Genomic DNA, 16,201 nt, shown 5'->3' on the forward strand with positions numbered 1-16,201 from the left:
GGCGCCGGCCGGGCGGGCGACGGGTCAGCTCGCGGCGGCCGCGGTAACCGTGAACGACGTGGTGTTGTCCGACGGGTCCACGTCCTGCGGGTCCTCGGCCTGCCAGAAGTAGCTCCCGGTCACGGTGAGGCTGCCGGTGCCCAACTCGCCCGCCGCCGTGCCGACGGGCGCGCTGAGGAAGACGTCGAAGGTGCGCTCCTCGCCGGGCATGAACCGGCCGCCCGGCACGGTGAACCCGAGCGGGAAGCTCGGCATGTCCTGCGGCTCGATGTGGTCGACCTGCACCCCCGCGGGCAGGGCGGCGGCGACGTTGAGAGCGAAGGTCGGCGCGTCGTTGCCGTAGCGCACGGTGACCGGCATCCGGCCGAGCAGGGTGCCGTCCGGCTGCGGGGTCAGCGTCACGGCGCTGCCCCGGATGCTGAGGTCGGTGTCGACGGCCTGCACGTACGGTCGCGGCTTGCGCAGGCTGCCGGTGGTGGAGCGGAAGAGGGTGGTGAAGCCGGTGGCGTCCGAGGCCGCGGCGGCGCCGTCCGGGACGACCTCGATCCGCCCGCCGTTCGCGACCATCGGGTACGTGCGCGCCGTGGTCCAGACGTGGAAGCCCAGCCGGAAGGTGAGGCTCTTGCTGGCCTCGATCTGCTCGCCGCCGCAGCCGATCACCAGCCGGTTCTCCACCAGGCGGTCGTAGAAGCAGCCGCCGCCGGGCTCGATGGAGGTGAACGACGCCCCCGCCGGCTCGGTGACGACCAGGCTCACCGACGTCGCGGTCGACCGCCGGTTGGTCACCGTCGCGGTGAGCGTCCCGACGTACCCCCGGTCGGTCGGGTCGAGGACGAGCCGCTGGGCCGTGACGTCGACGCGGCCGGTGGCGGCGCCCGGCGCGGCGGCGGCCGGCGCGGCCAGGGTGATCAGTGCGGCGGTCCCACCGAGCAGTGCGGTGGCGATCCGTGCCGTACGTGTGGTCATGCTGTTCCTCCCGTGATTCCCCGTTGCCGGACGGCGGCATCTCCGTCCGTCCGATGCCGGTGACACGTCCAGACGGGACGGTCGGTTGCGATCTGTCGGTCAGCCGACGGAGGTCAGCTCGACCTCGTTGTCCTTCCAGTTCAGGTCGTTCCAGTACCGCTCCTGCGAGTCGATGTGGATCGCCCGCAGCGTCGGCGGCTCGTCGGCGGTCGCCGGATGGTCGAACGTGAACGTGTACGTCCTGCTCGCGCCCACCGACAGGGTGTCCAGCACGCAGGCGATGCCCCCGTCGAGCCGTACGTTCCGGCACCGGTCCAGGGCGGACCCGTTCGGTCTCGTGTAGTCGTACCAACCGGTGAACCCGAGCTGGCGCACGCTCACCGGCCCCCGGTTCACCACTGTCACGGTGACCGTTACCTTCCGGATCCCCTTCTTGTCCGGCGGCCCGGCCACGACGTCGCGGGCGGTCATCGTGAGGTCGGTCAGACGGGGGTCGGTGCCGAACTTCGTGGGTCCGTCGACCTGCCGGAACCGTTCACCGTTCCAGGCGTACGTCCGCCACTGCCGTTGCGGCGTCCATTCGGGTGTGCCGCAACAGGGCTGGATGTCGGCGACGTGCGCCCGGACCTCCCCGCCGTCCCGCACCGAGAACTCGGTGATGTCATCCATGCCCTCACGGGTGCCGACCACCCGGCCCATGGTGATGATCCGGCCGTCCCCGCCCCGATCGAAGGCGAGCACCTGTTTGCCCGACGCCTCGCCGTAGCGGCAGGCGACGAGGACGACCGTCTCGGTCGCGCCGTCGCCGTCGAGGTCGGCGTACTCCGGCCCGGCGAGCAGCGTCGGGACCGATTCGTCCTGCGGGCCGGAACGGAGCCGGACGTCGTCACTGACACAGGTCTTCGGTGCGTCCGGCCAGGACACGAGGTCGAGCTGGGCCGCGAGCAGCTGGGACCGCGTGATCCGCCCGTCCGGAGCGGCCGGGGTCGAGCTGGCCGTGCTCGGCGGCGGCGTCGACGGTGGCGGCGACGTGCTCTCGGACGGAGTCGGGGTGACTGTCTGCGCGGGCGCCGGGGGCGGTCCGGGCCGCCGGTCCAGGGCGGCGTTCGCACCCACCGGGATCACCACGGCAAGCACCACGGCCGCCGCGGTGACCACCGCTGTACGTCGGCGGCGGCGCCGGACCGTGCGCCGGACCGCAGCCGTCCCGGCCGGGTGCACCACAGGCGTGTACGCCGTGCGGAACTCGGCGAACTCGCCGCCGATCAGGATGTCGTCGGGCTCAGTCATGGTGGTTCACCTCGCTCGTGGTGGTGAGCTTCGCCGCCAGCGCGGTCCGCCCCCGGTACAGCCAGGACTTGACGGTGCCCTCCGGCACGTCCTCCTGCGCCGCGATCTGCGCGACGCTCAGATCGGCCAGGTAGTGCAGCACCACGGCGCGGCGCTGATGCGGCGGCAGCTCGGCCAGCGCGGCGGTCAGCGCGACCCGGTCCGGCCCCGGCCCCGGCACGTACTCCTCCCGCTGGCGGTGCAGCCACGCCTGGGCCGTCCGCAGCCGCCGCCAGCGGCTGGTGGCCAGGTTCCAGGCCACCCGGCGGACCCAGGCCACCGGATCGTCGTAGCGGGACACCCGGGACCAGCGGGCGAACGCCCGGCAGAACGCCTCCTGCACCATGTCCTGCGCCTGGGACAGGTCACCGCAGTAGGCGGTGAGCTGAAGCGTCAGGGACCGGAAGTGTGCGTGGTAGAGCCCGTCGAAGTCGACCGCCTCGCGCCTCTCGACGCGCCTCGCTGTCCCCTCGGGTGGCTCGTCGAGCATCGGCTCCCTCGTCACCGTCACCTGGTCCTCCCCGTGTGCGTACCGCCGACGCGGTCACGCCGGTCACACGCCCTGACGCCCGTACCGGTTGCGGGGGTTGCCGATCCGGGCGCTGTGGTTGACTGTCGGTTCAGGGACAGCGGAATTTCGCAGACAGGGGAGGGCCCGAGGTGCAGGTGCCGGCCGTGCTCGGCGAGCCGATCCGGTTCGTGCTGAACTGGGGCCGCCGCTACTCGCTCTGGGTGTTCAACTTCGGCCTGGCCTGCTGCGCCATCGAGTTCATCGCCACCAGCATGGGCCGGCACGACTTCATGCGGCTCGGCGTGATCCCGTTCGCCCACGGGCCCCGGCAGGCCGACCTGATGGTGGTCAGCGGCACCGTCACCGACAAGATGGCCCCGGCGGTCAAGCGGCTCTACGACCAGATGCCCGAGCCGAAGTACGTGATCTCGTTCGGCGCCTGCTCCAACTGCGGCGGCCCGTACTGGGACTCCTACTCGGTGACCAAGGGCGTCGACCAGCTCATCCCCGTCGACGTGTACGTGCCCGGCTGCCCGCCGCGCCCCGAGGCGCTGCTGCACGGCATCCTGCGCCTCCAGGAGAAGATCGCCGCCGAGCAGTCAGGCATCGGCGGCGTGCCCCGGCCCGACGCGCTCACCTCCCCGGCGGACGCTGTGGCGCGGCCGGTCGAGGCGCTCACCGCACCCCCGGTACGTCCGCCGGTCGGCTGAACCGCCAGGTGGCGGCGCGGGGCTAGCCTGCGGCTCATGACCGACCTCGCGGAGAAGCGCTCCGCATTCATCATCGACGTGCTGACCGAGGAGTTCGGCGCGTCCATGGCGATCGACCCGGCGGCGTTCCGTCGCAAGTTCCGCAAGATGGCGGCGTCACCGTTCGCCTTCTATCGGGGCAGCGCCGCGCTGTTCTACGCCGACCAGCGTGGCGACTTCGGCAGCGACCGGTTCCTCGACGAGCGGACCAGCCGGGTGTGGATCCACGGTGACCTGCACGCCGAGAACTTCGGCACCTACATGAACGCCTCCGGGCAGCTCGTGTTCAACGTCAACGACTTCGACGAGGCGTACGTCGGGCCGTTCACCTGGGACCTGAAGCGGTTCGCCGCCAGCGTGGCGCTGCTCGGCTACGCCAAGGCGCTCTCCGACCGGGTGATCGGCGAACTGGTGACCGGCTTCGCCCGGTCGTACCTGGCCGAACTGCGGGCCATCGCCGCGGGCGGGGACGACGCGATCGGCTCGATCACGCTCGACAACGCCGACGGCGTGCTGCGCCGGGTGCTCCAGCAGGCGCGGCTGAACACCCGGGTGGACCTGCTCGCCGCGCAGACCACGATCGACAACTACGAGCGCCGGTTCTCCCTCGGCGACGGCGTCCACGAGATCGACGACGCCACCCGGGAGAAGGTCTGCGCCGCGTTCGCCGACTACCTGCACACGCTGCCGGACTCGACCACCCGGATGCGCCCGGTCGCCGCCGGCATCAAGGACGTGGTGCTGCGCAAGGGCGTCGGCATCGGGTCGGCCGGGCTGCCGTCGTACAACCTGCTGCTGGAGGGGCACACCCAGGCGCTGGAGAACGACGTCGTCATCTACATGAAGCAGGCGCAGGTGCCGGCCGTGGCGCGGTACGTCGACGACGAGCGGGTCCGGTCGTACTTCCGGCACCAGGGTCACCGCACCGCCGAGTCGCAGCGTGCGTTGCAGGCGCACGCCGACCCGTGGCTGGGCTTCACCGAGCTGGACGGCGTCGGGCAGCTCGTCGCCGAGGTGTCCCCGTACGCGGCGGACCTGGACTGGGCCGACGTGAACGAGCCGGAGGCACTGGCGGGGGTGCTCGCCGACCTGGGCCGGGCGGTGGCCCGGATGCACTCGGTCGCCGACGACGAGTCCAGCCACGACCTGGTCGACTACTCCACCGAGGAGGCGATCGTCGCGGTCGTCGACGCCGACCCGGAGGCGTTCGTCGGCTACCTGGTCGACTTCGGCCACCGGTACGGGATCCGGGCGCGCGAGGACCACCAGCTCTTCGTGGACCTGTTCCGCAACGGCCGGCTACCAGGCATCTGAGAGGGCCGGGGCGCCGGGTCCGGCGCCCCGCCTCACTGCGTGAAGTCCAGCACCGCCTTGATGTCCTCACCGACCGAGGCGTACGCCTCGCGGTAGTTCGACAGCGGCACCCGGCGGGTGATCAGCGACGTCAGCCACGACTGTTCGGCCTGGGCGAGCGCCTCGGCGGCCATCTCCCAGTGCCGCCGCCCGGCGTTCACCGAGCCGAACACCACGTTGTTCTCCAGCACCAGCTCCCGGTTGAGCGCACCGGCGTCGAAGTTGATCGTCCGCCCGCCGCTGGACACACCGGTCAGGCAGACGATGCCGGTCGGCGCGGCCTTGCACATGGCGTCCAGCACCACTGTGGGCGCGCCGGTGCACTCGATCACCACGTCCGGCTTCACGTCCAGCTCGGGCACGGTCGCCGTGTGGTACGTCGCCCCGAGCGCCCGGACCAGCTCCGGCTTCGGCCCGGTGGTGTTGCGGTCCAGCACGTGCACCGACAGCCCACGCTGGCTGCCGAGCAGCGCGGCCAGCAGCCCGATCGGCCCGGCGCCGGTGACCAGCACGGTCATCGGTTTCCACTCGGCCCGGCGGCCGATCCGCTCGATGTGGTCCCACGCCTTCGCCACCACGCTCGTCGGCTCCAGCAGCACGCCCACTGATGCGAGCGCCGGGTCCAGGCCGACGGCGAACTTGGGCTGCAACCGCCAGCGCTCCCGGGCGAAACCGGGCAGTGCCTTGATGCCGTGCTCGGTGTACTGGCCGTTGCGGCACATGTCCCACTCGTCCACCGCGCAGTTCGCGCAGGGCACCGGATCGGGGTGGCGGACCACACCGGCGACCAGGTCACCGGTGTGCAACGTGCCGGTCGGATCATCCAGCACACGGCCCAGCGACTCGTGCCCGAGCACCAGCCGTTCCTGGCCCGGCGGCGCCTCGCCGTACTCGCCCGCGACGATCTCGTGGTCGGTGCCGCAGACACCCACAGCCAGCGCCTCGACCAGGATCGCGCCCTCCTCGGGCGGTGGCTCGGGCCAGTCCTCGACGAGCCGCAGTGAGTCCGGGACACCGGGGGTCACAGTCACAGCGCGCACGGACCTCATCTTTCCGCGCGCTCGCCCCGCCCGTCCGGCAAAGCGGCGATCCCGGCACGGGCGGCCCGGCCCGGTCCGCAGCCGTCGGCCATAGGATCAGCGCATGACTCCGGAAGAGGTCGGCCGGCGAGTGGTCGCGCTGCTCGCGCCCGTCGAGGCCACCGCATCGGTCTCCGGCGGTCAGGGGTACGCCCGCGCCACCGTCGACGTACCCCTGGCGAGCTGGGCGGACGCGGTGCGCGCGGCGCGCGACGACGCCGAGCTGGATCTCGACTTCCTGGACTGGCTGTCGGCGGTGGACGAGCTGGCCGACGGCTTCGACGTGGTGCTGCACCTCTGGTCGGTCCGGCACCGGCACGGGCTGCTGCTGCGCACCCGGGTGCCCCGGGACACGCCTGTCGTCGCCTCGGTGGTCGACCTGTTCCCCGGCGCCGCGTGGCACGAGCGCGAGACGCACGAGATGTTCGGCATCGACTTCGCCGGCCACGGTGAGCTGCGGCCGCTGCTGCTGCCGCCCGAGTTCGAGGGGCACCCGCTGCGCAAGGAGTTCGTCCTCGCCTCCCGGGTCGCCAAGCCGTGGCCCGGCGCGAAGGAGCCGGGCGAGTCGGAGGCGGGCGGCGGCCGCCGGCCGGTCCGGCCGCCGGGCGTGCCCGCGCCGGGTGAGTGGGGCACGACGCCCACGCCGGCGGGTGCGGCCGGCGCGGGTGAGGGCCCCCGAGGGGGTACGCCGGCGCGCCCGGCCCGCGAACGGCCGGCGCGGCCCGCTCCGGGCGAGCGTCCGGCGCGGCCTGCTGCCGCTGAGCGCCCGGCTCGGCCGACTGCCGGGGATGCTCCGGAGCGGGCTGTTTCCGGGGAGGCCGGGCCGGCGTCCGCCGCTGCTCCCGCGGCCGGTGAGGCGGGTCCGCTCGGGCGGCCGTTGCCGGGGGAGCGGCCGACCGGGCCGCCCCGCCAGGAGCCGGAGCCGGACGCGGCGGGGGAGAGCTGATGCCGGACTGGTTGGAGCTGGTCCTGCGCGTGGCAGGCGTGCTCGTCGCGTTCCTCACGCTGCCGCTGATCGTGGGCCAGGCCGAGCACAAGGTGATGGCGCACATGCAGGGCCGGCTGGGCCCGATGTACGCGGGCGGCTTCCACGGCTGGGCGCAACTGGTCGCCGACGGCATCAAGTTCGTGCAGAAGGAGGACGTCACCCCGCGCGACGCGGACCGGCCGGTGTTCCGGCTGGCGCCCGCTGTGGCGCTGGTGCCGTACCTGCTGGTGCTGCTCGTCATCCCGCTCGGGCCGGGTGACCTGGTCGCCCAGCCGCTGGACATCGGCCTGTTCTTCGTGCTCGCCGTGGTGGGCGTCGGCGTGCTGGCGGTGCTCATGTCCGCGTGGGCGTCGGCGAACAAGTACAGCCTGCTCGGCGGGCTGCGCGGCGCTGCCCAGCTGCTCGGGTACGAGCTGCCGCTGGTGCTGGCCGCCGCCTCGGTGGCGATGGCGGCGGGCACGCTCAGCCTGCCCGGCATCGTGGAGGCCTGGCAGCCTTGGTGGCTGCTGTGGCAGGCACCGGCCATGGTGATCTTCTTCGTGGCGGGGCTGGCGGAGATCCGCCGTCCGCCGTTCGACATGCCGGTGGCCGACTCCGAGCTGGTCTTCGGCTACATGACCGAGTACACCGGCCTGCGGTTCGCGTTCTTCCTGCTCGCCGAGTACGTGGGCATCGTGGTGATCGCGGCGCTGACCACTGTGCTGTTCCTCGGCGGCTGGCAGGGCCCGTTCGCCGACGCGCAGCTCGGCTGGCTGTGGACGCTGCTCAAGGTCTTCGCCGTCGCCTTCGTGATCATCTGGCTGCGGGTGAGCTACCCGAGGCTGCGCGAGGACCAGCTCCAGCGTCTCTGCTGGCTGGTCCTGGTCCCCCTGGCCCTGGCCCAGCTCGTCCTGACCGCCGCAGTCCGCCTGGCCCTGTAGCCCGCCCGCCGCCCTCTCCTCGCCCTCCGCCCCTCCCCGCCTCCCGTCGATCTTGCACTTCCTGCCCCGGCGAAAGGGGCAAGACGCCCAGGTTCCGGGCCCAAAGTGCAAGATCGGCGAGGCGAGGCGAGGCGAGGACGGGGCGAGGGCGAGGCGAGGGCAGGGCGAGGGTGGGGCGAGACGGGGCGGGGGAGGGAGCGGGTCAGCGCAACGGGGTGTGGGCGGGGTCCACGCGCTCGGACGGGGGTGGGGGCGGGGGTGGGGTGCCGTCGCCGAAGGGACGACCGCCCAGCTCCTCCCGCCCGTGCGGGATCAGCCAGTTGCTCAGGTCGGGGCCGAGCGGCACGATCCCCGTCGGGTTGATGTCCCGGTGGACCTCGTAGTAGTGCCGCTTGATGTGGTCGAAGTCGATCGTGTCGCCGAACCCGGGCGTGGTGAACAGGTCCCGCGCGTACGCCCACAGCACCGGCATCTCACTGAGCTTCTGCCTGTTGCACTTGAAGTGCCCGTGGTAGACCGGGTCGAAGCGCACGAGCGTGGTGAACAGCCGTACGTCCGCCTCGGTGATCGTGTCGCCGACCAGGTACCGCTGCCCGGCGAGCCGCTCGCTCAGCCAGTCCAGCCGGTCGAACAGCCTGTGGTACGCCTTGTCGTACGCCTCCTGGCTGCCGGCGAAGCCGCACCGGTAGACCCCGTTGTTGACGTCGGCGAAGACGACCTGGTTGACCTCGTCGATCTCGCCGCGCAGCGGTTCCGGGTAGAGGTCCGGCGCGCCCGGCCGGTGGTAGGCAGTCCACTCGGTGGTGAGGTCCAGGCTCATCTGCGCGTAGTCGTTCGTCACCACCTGCCCGGTCGGCACGTCGACGAGCGCCGGCACTGTGATGCCGCGCTCGTAGCCGGGGAAGCGGGCGAAGTACGCGTCGGCCAGCCGCTCGATGCCGAGCACCGGGTCCTTGCCGTCCGGGTCGAGGTCGAACGTCCAGCTCCGCTTGTCGTGGGTGGGCCCGGCCACGGCCATCGAGATGGCGTCCTCCAGCCCGAGCAGGCGCCTGATGATGATCAGCCGGTTGGCCCAGGGGCAGGCCCGGCTGACCGCCAGCCGGTAGCGCCCCGGCTCCACCGGCCAGCCGTCCCGCTCGTCCGCGGTGATCCGGGTGGCGATGTAGCGCTGGTCCCGGGTGAACTCGCCACCCGGCTCCACGTACTTGCCGCCGGTCCGGTCCAGGACCTCGTCGTCGCTGCCCACACCCACCTCCGAGTTCGCCTTTCGCTCCCATCATGGTCGCTCCGGCGGCTCCCGGCAGGGCGAGTGCCCCGGAGAGGGGCATAGGCTGCCCGCCGTGACCGATGTGGAGGCGGCAGCCCGGCGTTTCGTCGCCGACGTGTGGAACGCGGGGCGCGAGGAGAGCGCGTACGAGCTGGTGGCGGCGGACTGCCCGGGCCTGGGCGGCACCGGCCCGGCGGCGATGCTGGCGTGGCACCGGGACCGGCGGGCGTCGTTCCCCGACCTGCGCTACAAGATCGTCGACGTGGTGGCGACAGGTACGCGGGTGGCGGTGCGCTGGCGGGCCGCCGGCACCCAGGCCGGCCAGTTCGGCCCGGTGCCGCCGACCGGCCGCGTGGTCAGTTATTCGGGCGCGACGTTCCTGCGCTTCGACGACGACGGCCGGATCGTGGACGTGTGGAGCGTCAACGAGCTGTTCCAGATGCTCCAGCAGCTCGGCGTGGAGATGCTGCCTCCGCTCACACCCGGCGAGGCGTGATCCGGCCGCCCGCGCGGGCCAAAGCGCCGGGTGGTGGTCGCGCGCGCCCGGGCCACAGGGCAGGATGGGCGGCATGAGCGAGCACGGTGGAGTGCCCGGCGGGGGCCTGGTGAAGGGCCTGGCGGTCACGTTGAAGACGATGACCCGCCGCTCGACCACCCAGCAGTACCCGGACGTCGAGCCTGAGCTGCCGCCCCGCTCCCGTGGCGTGATCGCGCTGCTGGAGGAGAACTGCACGGTCTGCATGCTCTGCGCGCGCGAGTGCCCGGACTGGTGCATCTACATCGACTCGCACAAGGAGGAGGTGGCGGTGCCCGGCGCCGCCCGCCCCCGCCAGCGCAACGTGCTCGACAAGTTCGACATCGACTTCTCGCTCTGCATGTACTGCGGCATCTGCGTCGAGGTCTGCCCGTTCGACGCGCTCTACTGGTCGCCCGAGTTCGAGTACGCCGAGTACGACATCAAGAACCTGCTGCACGACAAGGACCATCTGGGCGAGTGGATGGCCACCGTGCCGCCGCCGCCGGCCCACGACCCGCTCGGCGACCCCTCCAAGGAGGAGACCACCGCCGCCCGGAAGGCGGCGGGTCCGTCGGCCCGTCCGGCTCCTTCCCGGGTACGCCCCGACGCCGCCACCGATCCGGGCGGAGGCACCGTCTCATGACCGGTGCGGACGTCCTGCTGCTGGCGCTGGGCGCGGTGGCGGTGGGCGCGGGTGCGCTGGTGGTCGCCACCCGTCACCTGGTCCGGGCCGGGTTGTGGCTGGTGGTGTGCCTGGGCGCGCTGGCCGGTGACTACCTGGTGCTGACGGCTGAGCTGGTGGCCTGGGTGCAGGTGCTCATCTACGTGGGCGCGGTGGTGGTGCTGCTGCTGTTCGCGGTGATGCTGACCCGCGCGCCGATCGGCCCGTCGGACGACCTGGACCGGCCGGGCTGGGCCGCAGCGCTCGTCGGCGCGGGCAGCGGCCTCGGCCTGGCGGTGCTGCTGATCGACGCTTTCCGTTGGTCCCGGGTGGACCTGCCCGCCGCCGGCACCGCCGAGCGCCTCGGCGAGCAACTGTTCCGTTCCTGGGTGCTGCCGTTCGAGGTGCTGTCGGTGCTGCTGCTGGCCGCGCTGGTCGGCGCGATCGTGCTGTCCCGTCCCGACATCGGCCGCCGGTCCACCGACACCAGCGCGTCGCAACCAGCCGACGAGGGTGGGCGCCCGTGAGGCCGGTCATCCCGTACGTCACCGCCGCGCTGCTGTTCGGCCTCGGCGTGTACGGCGTGCTGCGCCGCCGCAACGCCGTCCTGGTGCTGATGGCGGTGGAGCTGATGCTCAACGCGGTGAACCTGGTGCTGGTCACCGCCGACACCACCGTCAAGGCCGTGCTGCCGCACTCCGGGCAGGTGTTCGCGCTGTTCGTGATCGTGCTCGCCGCAGCCGAGATCGGTGTCGGGCTCGCCATCGTGCTCCAGCTCTACCGGCTGCGCGCCAGCGTCACGGTCGACGACGTGCCGCTCGACGAGCCGGCACCGGCGGTCGCGGTGGCCCCGGGCGGGCTGCCGACGCCGGAAGCGCCGGGCACGGAAGGAGCGGTCCGGTGAGCACGCCGACGCTGTGGCTCGCCGCGGTGCTGCCGGCCGCGCCGCTGGTCGCCGGCCTGCTCGGCCTGCTGCTGCCGCCCGCCCCGCGCCAGGACCGGGCGGCGGCCCGTCGGTCGGCTGTCGCGCTGGGCGTGGCCGGGGCGGCCGTGTCGCTGCTGGCCGCGCTGGCGCTGCTGGTCCGCGTGGACGCCCCGGTCGAGGCGTCCACCACCTGGGTCGACCTGGGTGGGCTGCGGGTCACGCTGGGCCTGCGGCTGGACGGCGTGGCGGTACTCGTCGCCACCGCCGTCGCCGCCGTCGCGCTCGCAGTGCAGGTCTACTCGATCGGCTACCTGCGCCGGGGTCCGCACGACGACGTGGACGTCGACCACCGCTACCCGCCGTACGCGGCGCAGCTGAGCCTCTTCACCGCCGCCATGCTCACTGTGGTGGTGTCCGGCGACCTGATCATGCTGCTGGTCGGCTGGGAGGTGATGGGCGTCTGCTCGTACCTGCTCATCGCCCACGACCGGCGGCTGCCCGAGGCACCCGGAGCGGCGGTCAAGGCGTTCCTGGTCACCCGTGTGGGTGACGTCGGCTTCCTGCTCGGCATCGCGCTGCTCGGCGTGGGCGCGGGCAGCTTCCGGATCGCCGACGTGCTGGCACACGACTACGGCACCGGCACGCTCACCGTCGCCTGCCTGCTGCTGCTCGCCGGGGTGGCGGGCAAGAGCGCCCAGTTCCCGCTGCACACCTGGCTGCCGGACGCGATGGCCGGTCCCACGCCGGTGTCCGCGCTGATCCACGCCGCCACCATGGTCGCCGCCGGGGTGTACGCGGTGGCCCGGCTGTTCCCGCTGTTCGAGCGCGCACCGGCCGCGCTCGCCGTGCTGGGCGTGATGGCCGCGATCACCATGCTGCTCGGCGCGTTCGCCGCCACCGCGCAGGACGACATCAAGCGCGTGCTCGCCTGGTCGACCGTGTCGCAGATCGGCTACATGACCGGCGCGCTGGCGGTCGGCGCACCTGCTGCCGCGCTGTTCCACCTGCTCACCCACGCCGCGTTCAAGGCGCTGCTGTTCCTCGCCGCCGGTGCGGTGATCCACGCCGTCGGCACCACGCTGATGTCCCGGATGGGCGGCCTGCGTACCGCCATGCCCGTCACGTTCTGGTGCATGGTGGTCGGCCTGGGCGCGCTCGCCGGCGTACCCCCGCTCTCGGGTTTCTGGAGCAAGGACGGCGTGCTCGCCGCCGCCGAGGCGGCCGCGCTCGACGGCGCCGGGCCGACAGCCGCCTGGGTGGGCTGGCTGGTCTGGCTGGCCGGGCTGGTCGGCGTGGCGGTGACCGCCTGGTACGCGACCCGCCTGCTGCTGCGCACGTTCCTCGGCCGGACGCGCACGCCGCTGCTGCGCCCGCACGACCCGCCCGCGCTGCTGCGCTGGCCGGTGCTGGTGCTCACGGCCCCGGCCGCGCTGCTCGGCCTGGCCGCGTTCGCGCCCTGGTTCGCCGACCGGCTGCGCGTGCCCGGCGACGACACCGGCGAGGCGGTCGAGCTGGTGCACCTGGCGCCGAACCTGATCCTGCCGTTCCTGCTGCTGCTCGCCGGCGCGGGCGTCGCCTGGGCGGGCTGGCGCCGCGACCCGGCCGCCGACCCGGCCCGCTTCCTGGGTCCGCTGCGGCCGGTCTTCGCCCGCGCGTTCCGGCTCGACGACGTCCAGCACGCCCTCGTCGTACGCCCGGCGGGCGCGCTCGCGCGGGTCGTGCGTACCGGTGACGAACTGGGCGTGGACGGGCTGGTCGAGGGCAGCGGCCGGGCGGCGGTCGAGGTGGGCGGCGGCCTGGCCGCGCTGCACCGGGCGGCGCTGCCGCGCGCGGCGGCCGGGGTGCTCGCGGGCGCGCTGCTGATCGGCCTCGCGGTCGCGCTGATCGGAGTGACCTCATGACGTTCGGGCAGGTCCTGCTGGTCGCCGTGGTGGCGGTCCCGGCGCTCGGCGCGCTGGCCACAGCCGTCGTGCCCGGCGACCGGGCCGGCCGGGTGGTCGGCACCGTTGCGGCCGCGCTGACGCTGCTGGCGACGCTCCCGCTGGTCGGCGGCGACCACGGCTGGTTCGGGTACGGGCCACGCCCGGCGGTGCAGCCGTGGCACCAGCTCGACCTGCAGTGGGTGCCCGGGCTCGACCTGCGCTTCCACCTCGGCGTGGACGGCATCTCCTGGCCGCTGGTGGTGCTGACCGCGCTGCTCACGCTGCTGTGCTGCGCGTACACGCTGTGGCGGGTGCCGACCGGTGGCGGCAGCGGGCGCGCGCTCGTGGCGCTGCTGCTGGTGGTCGAGGTCGGCATCCTCGGCACGTTCCTCGCGCTCGACCTGGTGTTGTTCTTCCTGTTCTTCGAGGTCGTCCTGCTGCCGATGTACGCGGTGATCGCCGGCTGGGGCGGCGCGGACCGTCGTCGGGCGGCCCGCAAGTTCGCGCTCTACACGCTGTTCGGCTCGGTGCTGCTGCTGGTCGGCGTCTACGTGGTGGTGGCCGCCGCGGGCACCGCCGACCTGGTCGCGCTCACCGGCGGCGCCGGGCTGTCCCGGGGCACGCAGCTCGCCGCGTTCACGCTGCTGGCGCTGGCGTTCGCGGTGAAGAGCCCGCTCTGGCCGCTGCACTCGTGGCTGCCCGACGCGCACACCCAGGCCCCCACCGTCGGCAGCGTGATCCTCGCCGGGGTGCTGCTCAAGATGGGCACGTACGGGCTGATCCGGGTCGCCGTCGGCGTGGCCCCGGAGGGCGCCCGCTGGGCCGCGCCGGTGCTCGGCGTGCTCGCCGTCGCCGCGATCCTGGTCGGTGGGCTGGTCTGCCTCGCGCAGGACGACCTGAAGCGGCTGATCGCGTACTCCAGCGTGGGACACATGGGCTTCGTGCTGCTCGGGGTCGCCACGCTCACCGCCACCGGGATCCAGGCCGCGCTGATCGGCAACATCGCCCACGGTGTCATCACCGGCCTGCTGTTCTTCCTGGCCGGGGCGGTCAAGGACCGCGCGCACACCGGCTCGCTGGCCGAACTGTCCGGGCTGCGGGAGACCGCGCCCCGGCTGGCCGGACTGCTCGGCTTCGCGGCTGTCGCCTCGCTGGGGCTGCCCGGCCTGGCCGGGTTCTGGGGTGAGGCGTTCGCCGTGGTCGCCGCCGTCCAGCGGGGCGGCCCGCTCTGGCTGACCCTGGCCGTGCTGGCCGCGCTGGGCGGGGCGCTCACCGCCGCGTACTTCCTGCGGCTGCTGCGCCGGGTCACCCACGGGCGGCCCAGCCCGGCGGTGGCGGGGCTCGCACCCGGGCTGGCCGGGGCGGAACTGACCGCCTGGGCGCCGCTGGTGCTGCTCGCGCTCGCGGTCGGCCTGGCCCCGGCGCTCGTGCTGTCGTACGCCTCCGGTCCGGTGGAGGCGCTGCTGGGGGTCGTCCCATGAGCCTGGTGCAGAGTGTCGACAACGTGGCGATGCTGCCCGCGTACCTGGCCGCCGGCACGGCCGTGCTGGTGCTCCTGTTCGACCTGCTGGTGGCCCGGCCCGCCGTCACGGTGGCGGTGGCGGCGCTCGGCGCGGCCGGCACCGTGGCCGGCGCGGCACTGGTCGGGGCGGCCGGTGAGCGGCGCACGTTCTGCGTGGGCGCGGACTGCTCCTGGGTGTGGGGTGGCCGGGCGGCGCTGGTCGGGGCGGTGATCGCCCTGCTCACGCTCGGCGTGCTGGCGCTGTCCGGTCCGCTGCTGCGTGCCGGGCGCACCCCGGTCGGCGAGTACTGCTTCCTGCTCGCCTGCGCGATGACAGGCGGCGTGGTGCTCGGCGCCGCCGGTGACCTGATCACGCTGATCGTGGCGCTGGAGACGCTGACGCTCCCGCTGTACGTGCTGGTCGGCCTGCGCCGGGGCAGCCTCGCCGGTGCCGAGGCGGCTGCGACGTTCTTCGTGGTGAGCGTGGTCGCCACCACAGTGACGCTGCTCGGCGCGGCGCTGCTCTACGCGGTCACCGGCACGCTGCACCTGGACCGGCTCGGCGCCACACTGGCCGCCCGCGACGACCTGACCGATCTGCCGCTGACCACAGTCGCTGTGGCACTCGTGGTGGCCGGGCTGGCGTTCAAGGTCGCCGCCGTGCCGTTCCACGCCTGGGCCCCTGCCACGTACGACGGCGCGCCGCTGCCGGTGGCCGCGTACCTGTCGACCGCCTCGAAGCTCGGTGGCGTGGTGGCGCTGCTGGCTGTGGTGCAGCGGGCGCTGCCCGGCGACCTGACCGGCCCGGTGCTGGCGGCGCTGACGGTGCTGACCATGACCGTCGGCAACCTGGTGGCGCTGCGTCAGCGGCGTACCGTGCGGTTGCTCGCCTGGTCGTCGGTGGCCCAGGCGGGGTACATCCTCGCCCCGCTGGGCGCGCTGGCGCTGGCCGCGGGCCGCACCGGCGACGCGCGGGCGGCCGCGTACGCCGCAGCCGTCGCGTACGCGATCTTCTTCGTGCTGCTGGAGCTGGCCGCGTTCGCCGCTGTGGTGGCGTTGCGCCCGGCGGACGGCGACGGCGGCACGCTCGCCGACCTGCGCGGCGCGGCGCGGCGGCACCCGTGGGTGGGCGGCGCGTTCGCGCTGGCGCTGATCGGGCTGGCCGGGCTGCCGCCGGGCCTGGCCGGGCTGTTCGCCAAGGTGACGGTGGTACGCGCGCTGTTGGCCGGGCACGCGGGCTGGCTGGCGCTCGTGGTGGCGTTGAACGCGGTGATCGGCCTGGCGTACTACCTGCGGGTCACCGCCTCCCTCTACGCGACGCCGGCCGGCGTGGCGACGGTCCGGCCCGCCCGGACCGTGGTGCTGGCGCTCGGCGCGGCCACCGTCGCCGCGGTGGTGATCGGTTTCGCACCGCAGCTCGTGCTGGACGTGGCGGCGCGCTGACCGGTTCCTGCCCGGATGGGCGACCGCTTCAGCCTGCGCACAGCAACATCCAGGCAACTTTCAGCCATGA

15 protein-coding genes and 1 pseudogene are annotated in these 16,201 nt (G+C 73.5%); 11 read left to right on the plus strand and 5 right to left on the minus strand.

What is annotated here, in order from left to right:
- Positions 1-24: 24 nt before the first annotated feature.
- The 3 genes from BFV98_RS22445 to BFV98_RS22455 all read right to left on the minus strand — a co-directional run bounded on the left by BFV98_RS22445 (position 25) and on the right by BFV98_RS22455 (position 2,806).
- Entirely contained in the window at positions 25-966 is a 942-nt protein-coding gene (locus BFV98_RS22445; RefSeq protein WP_071097722.1) for a hypothetical protein, read from the minus strand.
- A gap of 99 nt (positions 967-1,065) precedes the next feature.
- A complete protein-coding gene (locus BFV98_RS22450) occupies positions 1,066-2,256 on the minus strand; it encodes a hypothetical protein (protein ID WP_071097724.1) in 1,191 nt (396 codons plus the stop codon).
- Entirely contained in the window at positions 2,249-2,806 is a 558-nt protein-coding gene (locus BFV98_RS22455; protein ID WP_071097726.1) for an RNA polymerase sigma factor, read from the minus strand. Before BFV98_RS22455 ends, BFV98_RS22450 begins: the two co-directional genes overlap by 8 nt.
- A gap of 149 nt (positions 2,807-2,955) precedes the next feature.
- Here BFV98_RS22455 and BFV98_RS22460 point away from each other — a divergent pair, with 149 nt between their 5' ends.
- Both BFV98_RS22460 and BFV98_RS22465 read left to right on the plus strand, forming a co-directional pair.
- Positions 2,956-3,516 (plus strand): NADH-quinone oxidoreductase subunit B, encoded by a 561-nt coding sequence (locus BFV98_RS22460; RefSeq protein WP_013288676.1) that lies wholly within the window; start codon positions 2,956-2,958, stop codon positions 3,514-3,516.
- A gap of 36 nt (positions 3,517-3,552) precedes the next feature.
- Complete coding sequence (locus BFV98_RS22465) at positions 3,553-4,869, plus strand: DUF2252 domain-containing protein (RefSeq protein ID WP_013475209.1); 1,317 nt, start codon at positions 3,553-3,555, stop codon at positions 4,867-4,869.
- A 32-nt stretch (positions 4,870-4,901) separates the two neighbouring features.
- Here BFV98_RS22465 and BFV98_RS22470 read toward each other — a convergent pair whose 3' ends face one another.
- Positions 4,902-5,948: a glucose 1-dehydrogenase gene (locus BFV98_RS22470; protein ID WP_030269284.1), complete on the minus strand. Its 1,047-nt coding sequence runs from the start codon at positions 5,946-5,948 to the stop codon at positions 4,902-4,904.
- Positions 5,949-6,051: 103 nt separating this feature from the next.
- Here BFV98_RS22470 and BFV98_RS32770 point away from each other — a divergent pair.
- A pseudogene (locus BFV98_RS32770) lies at positions 6,052-6,699 on the plus strand (NADH-quinone oxidoreductase subunit C); the annotation flags it as partial.
- Positions 6,700-6,932: 233 nt separating this feature from the next.
- On the plus strand, positions 6,933-7,895 hold the full coding sequence (nuoH, locus tag BFV98_RS22480; protein ID WP_013288672.1) for an NADH-quinone oxidoreductase subunit NuoH: 963 nt from the start codon (positions 6,933-6,935) through the stop codon (positions 7,893-7,895).
- Between the two features lie 202 nt (positions 7,896-8,097).
- Here the strand turns inward: nuoH and BFV98_RS22485 are convergent, their stop codons facing one another.
- The gene (locus BFV98_RS22485) at positions 8,098-9,141 is read right to left on the minus strand and encodes a glutathione S-transferase family protein (RefSeq protein WP_071097730.1); all 1,044 of its coding nucleotides are present in this window, start codon (positions 9,139-9,141) and stop codon (positions 8,098-8,100) included.
- Between the two features lie 94 nt (positions 9,142-9,235).
- On the opposite strand from BFV98_RS22485, the gene BFV98_RS22490 reads away from it, so the two are divergent.
- The 7 genes from BFV98_RS22490 (at position 9,236) to BFV98_RS22520 (ending at position 16,131) form a co-directional block, all read left to right on the plus strand.
- Complete coding sequence (locus tag BFV98_RS22490; RefSeq protein ID WP_030269290.1) at positions 9,236-9,658, plus strand: ester cyclase; 423 nt, start codon at positions 9,236-9,238, stop codon at positions 9,656-9,658.
- Between the two features lie 73 nt (positions 9,659-9,731).
- On the plus strand, positions 9,732-10,322 hold the full coding sequence (locus BFV98_RS22495) for an NADH-quinone oxidoreductase subunit I (protein ID WP_013288668.1): 591 nt from the start codon (positions 9,732-9,734) through the stop codon (positions 10,320-10,322).
- A complete protein-coding gene (locus BFV98_RS22500; protein ID WP_071097731.1) occupies positions 10,319-10,867 on the plus strand; it encodes an NADH-quinone oxidoreductase subunit J in 549 nt (182 codons plus the stop codon). The genes BFV98_RS22495 and BFV98_RS22500 overlap by 4 nt, the downstream gene beginning before the upstream one ends.
- Complete coding sequence (gene nuoK, locus BFV98_RS22505; RefSeq protein ID WP_013288666.1) at positions 10,864-11,244, plus strand: NADH-quinone oxidoreductase subunit NuoK; 381 nt, start codon at positions 10,864-10,866, stop codon at positions 11,242-11,244. Before BFV98_RS22500 ends, nuoK begins: the two co-directional genes overlap by 4 nt.
- Positions 11,241-13,166, plus strand: a complete 1,926-nt coding sequence (locus BFV98_RS22510) for an NADH-quinone oxidoreductase subunit L (protein WP_071097733.1) — start codon at positions 11,241-11,243, stop codon at positions 13,164-13,166. Before nuoK ends, BFV98_RS22510 begins: the two co-directional genes overlap by 4 nt.
- On the plus strand, positions 13,163-14,668 hold the full coding sequence (locus BFV98_RS22515; RefSeq protein WP_071097735.1) for a NuoM family protein: 1,506 nt from the start codon (positions 13,163-13,165) through the stop codon (positions 14,666-14,668). The genes BFV98_RS22510 and BFV98_RS22515 overlap by 4 nt, the downstream gene beginning before the upstream one ends.
- The gene (locus BFV98_RS22520; protein WP_071097737.1) at positions 14,665-16,131 is read left to right on the plus strand and encodes an NADH-quinone oxidoreductase subunit N; all 1,467 of its coding nucleotides are present in this window, start codon (positions 14,665-14,667) and stop codon (positions 16,129-16,131) included. Before BFV98_RS22515 ends, BFV98_RS22520 begins: the two co-directional genes overlap by 4 nt.
- Positions 16,132-16,201: the final 70 nt, after the last annotated feature.

This window comes from Micromonospora sp. WMMB235, assembly GCF_001855515.1.
GTDB lineage: Bacteria > Actinomycetota > Actinomycetes > Mycobacteriales > Micromonosporaceae > Micromonospora > Micromonospora aurantiaca.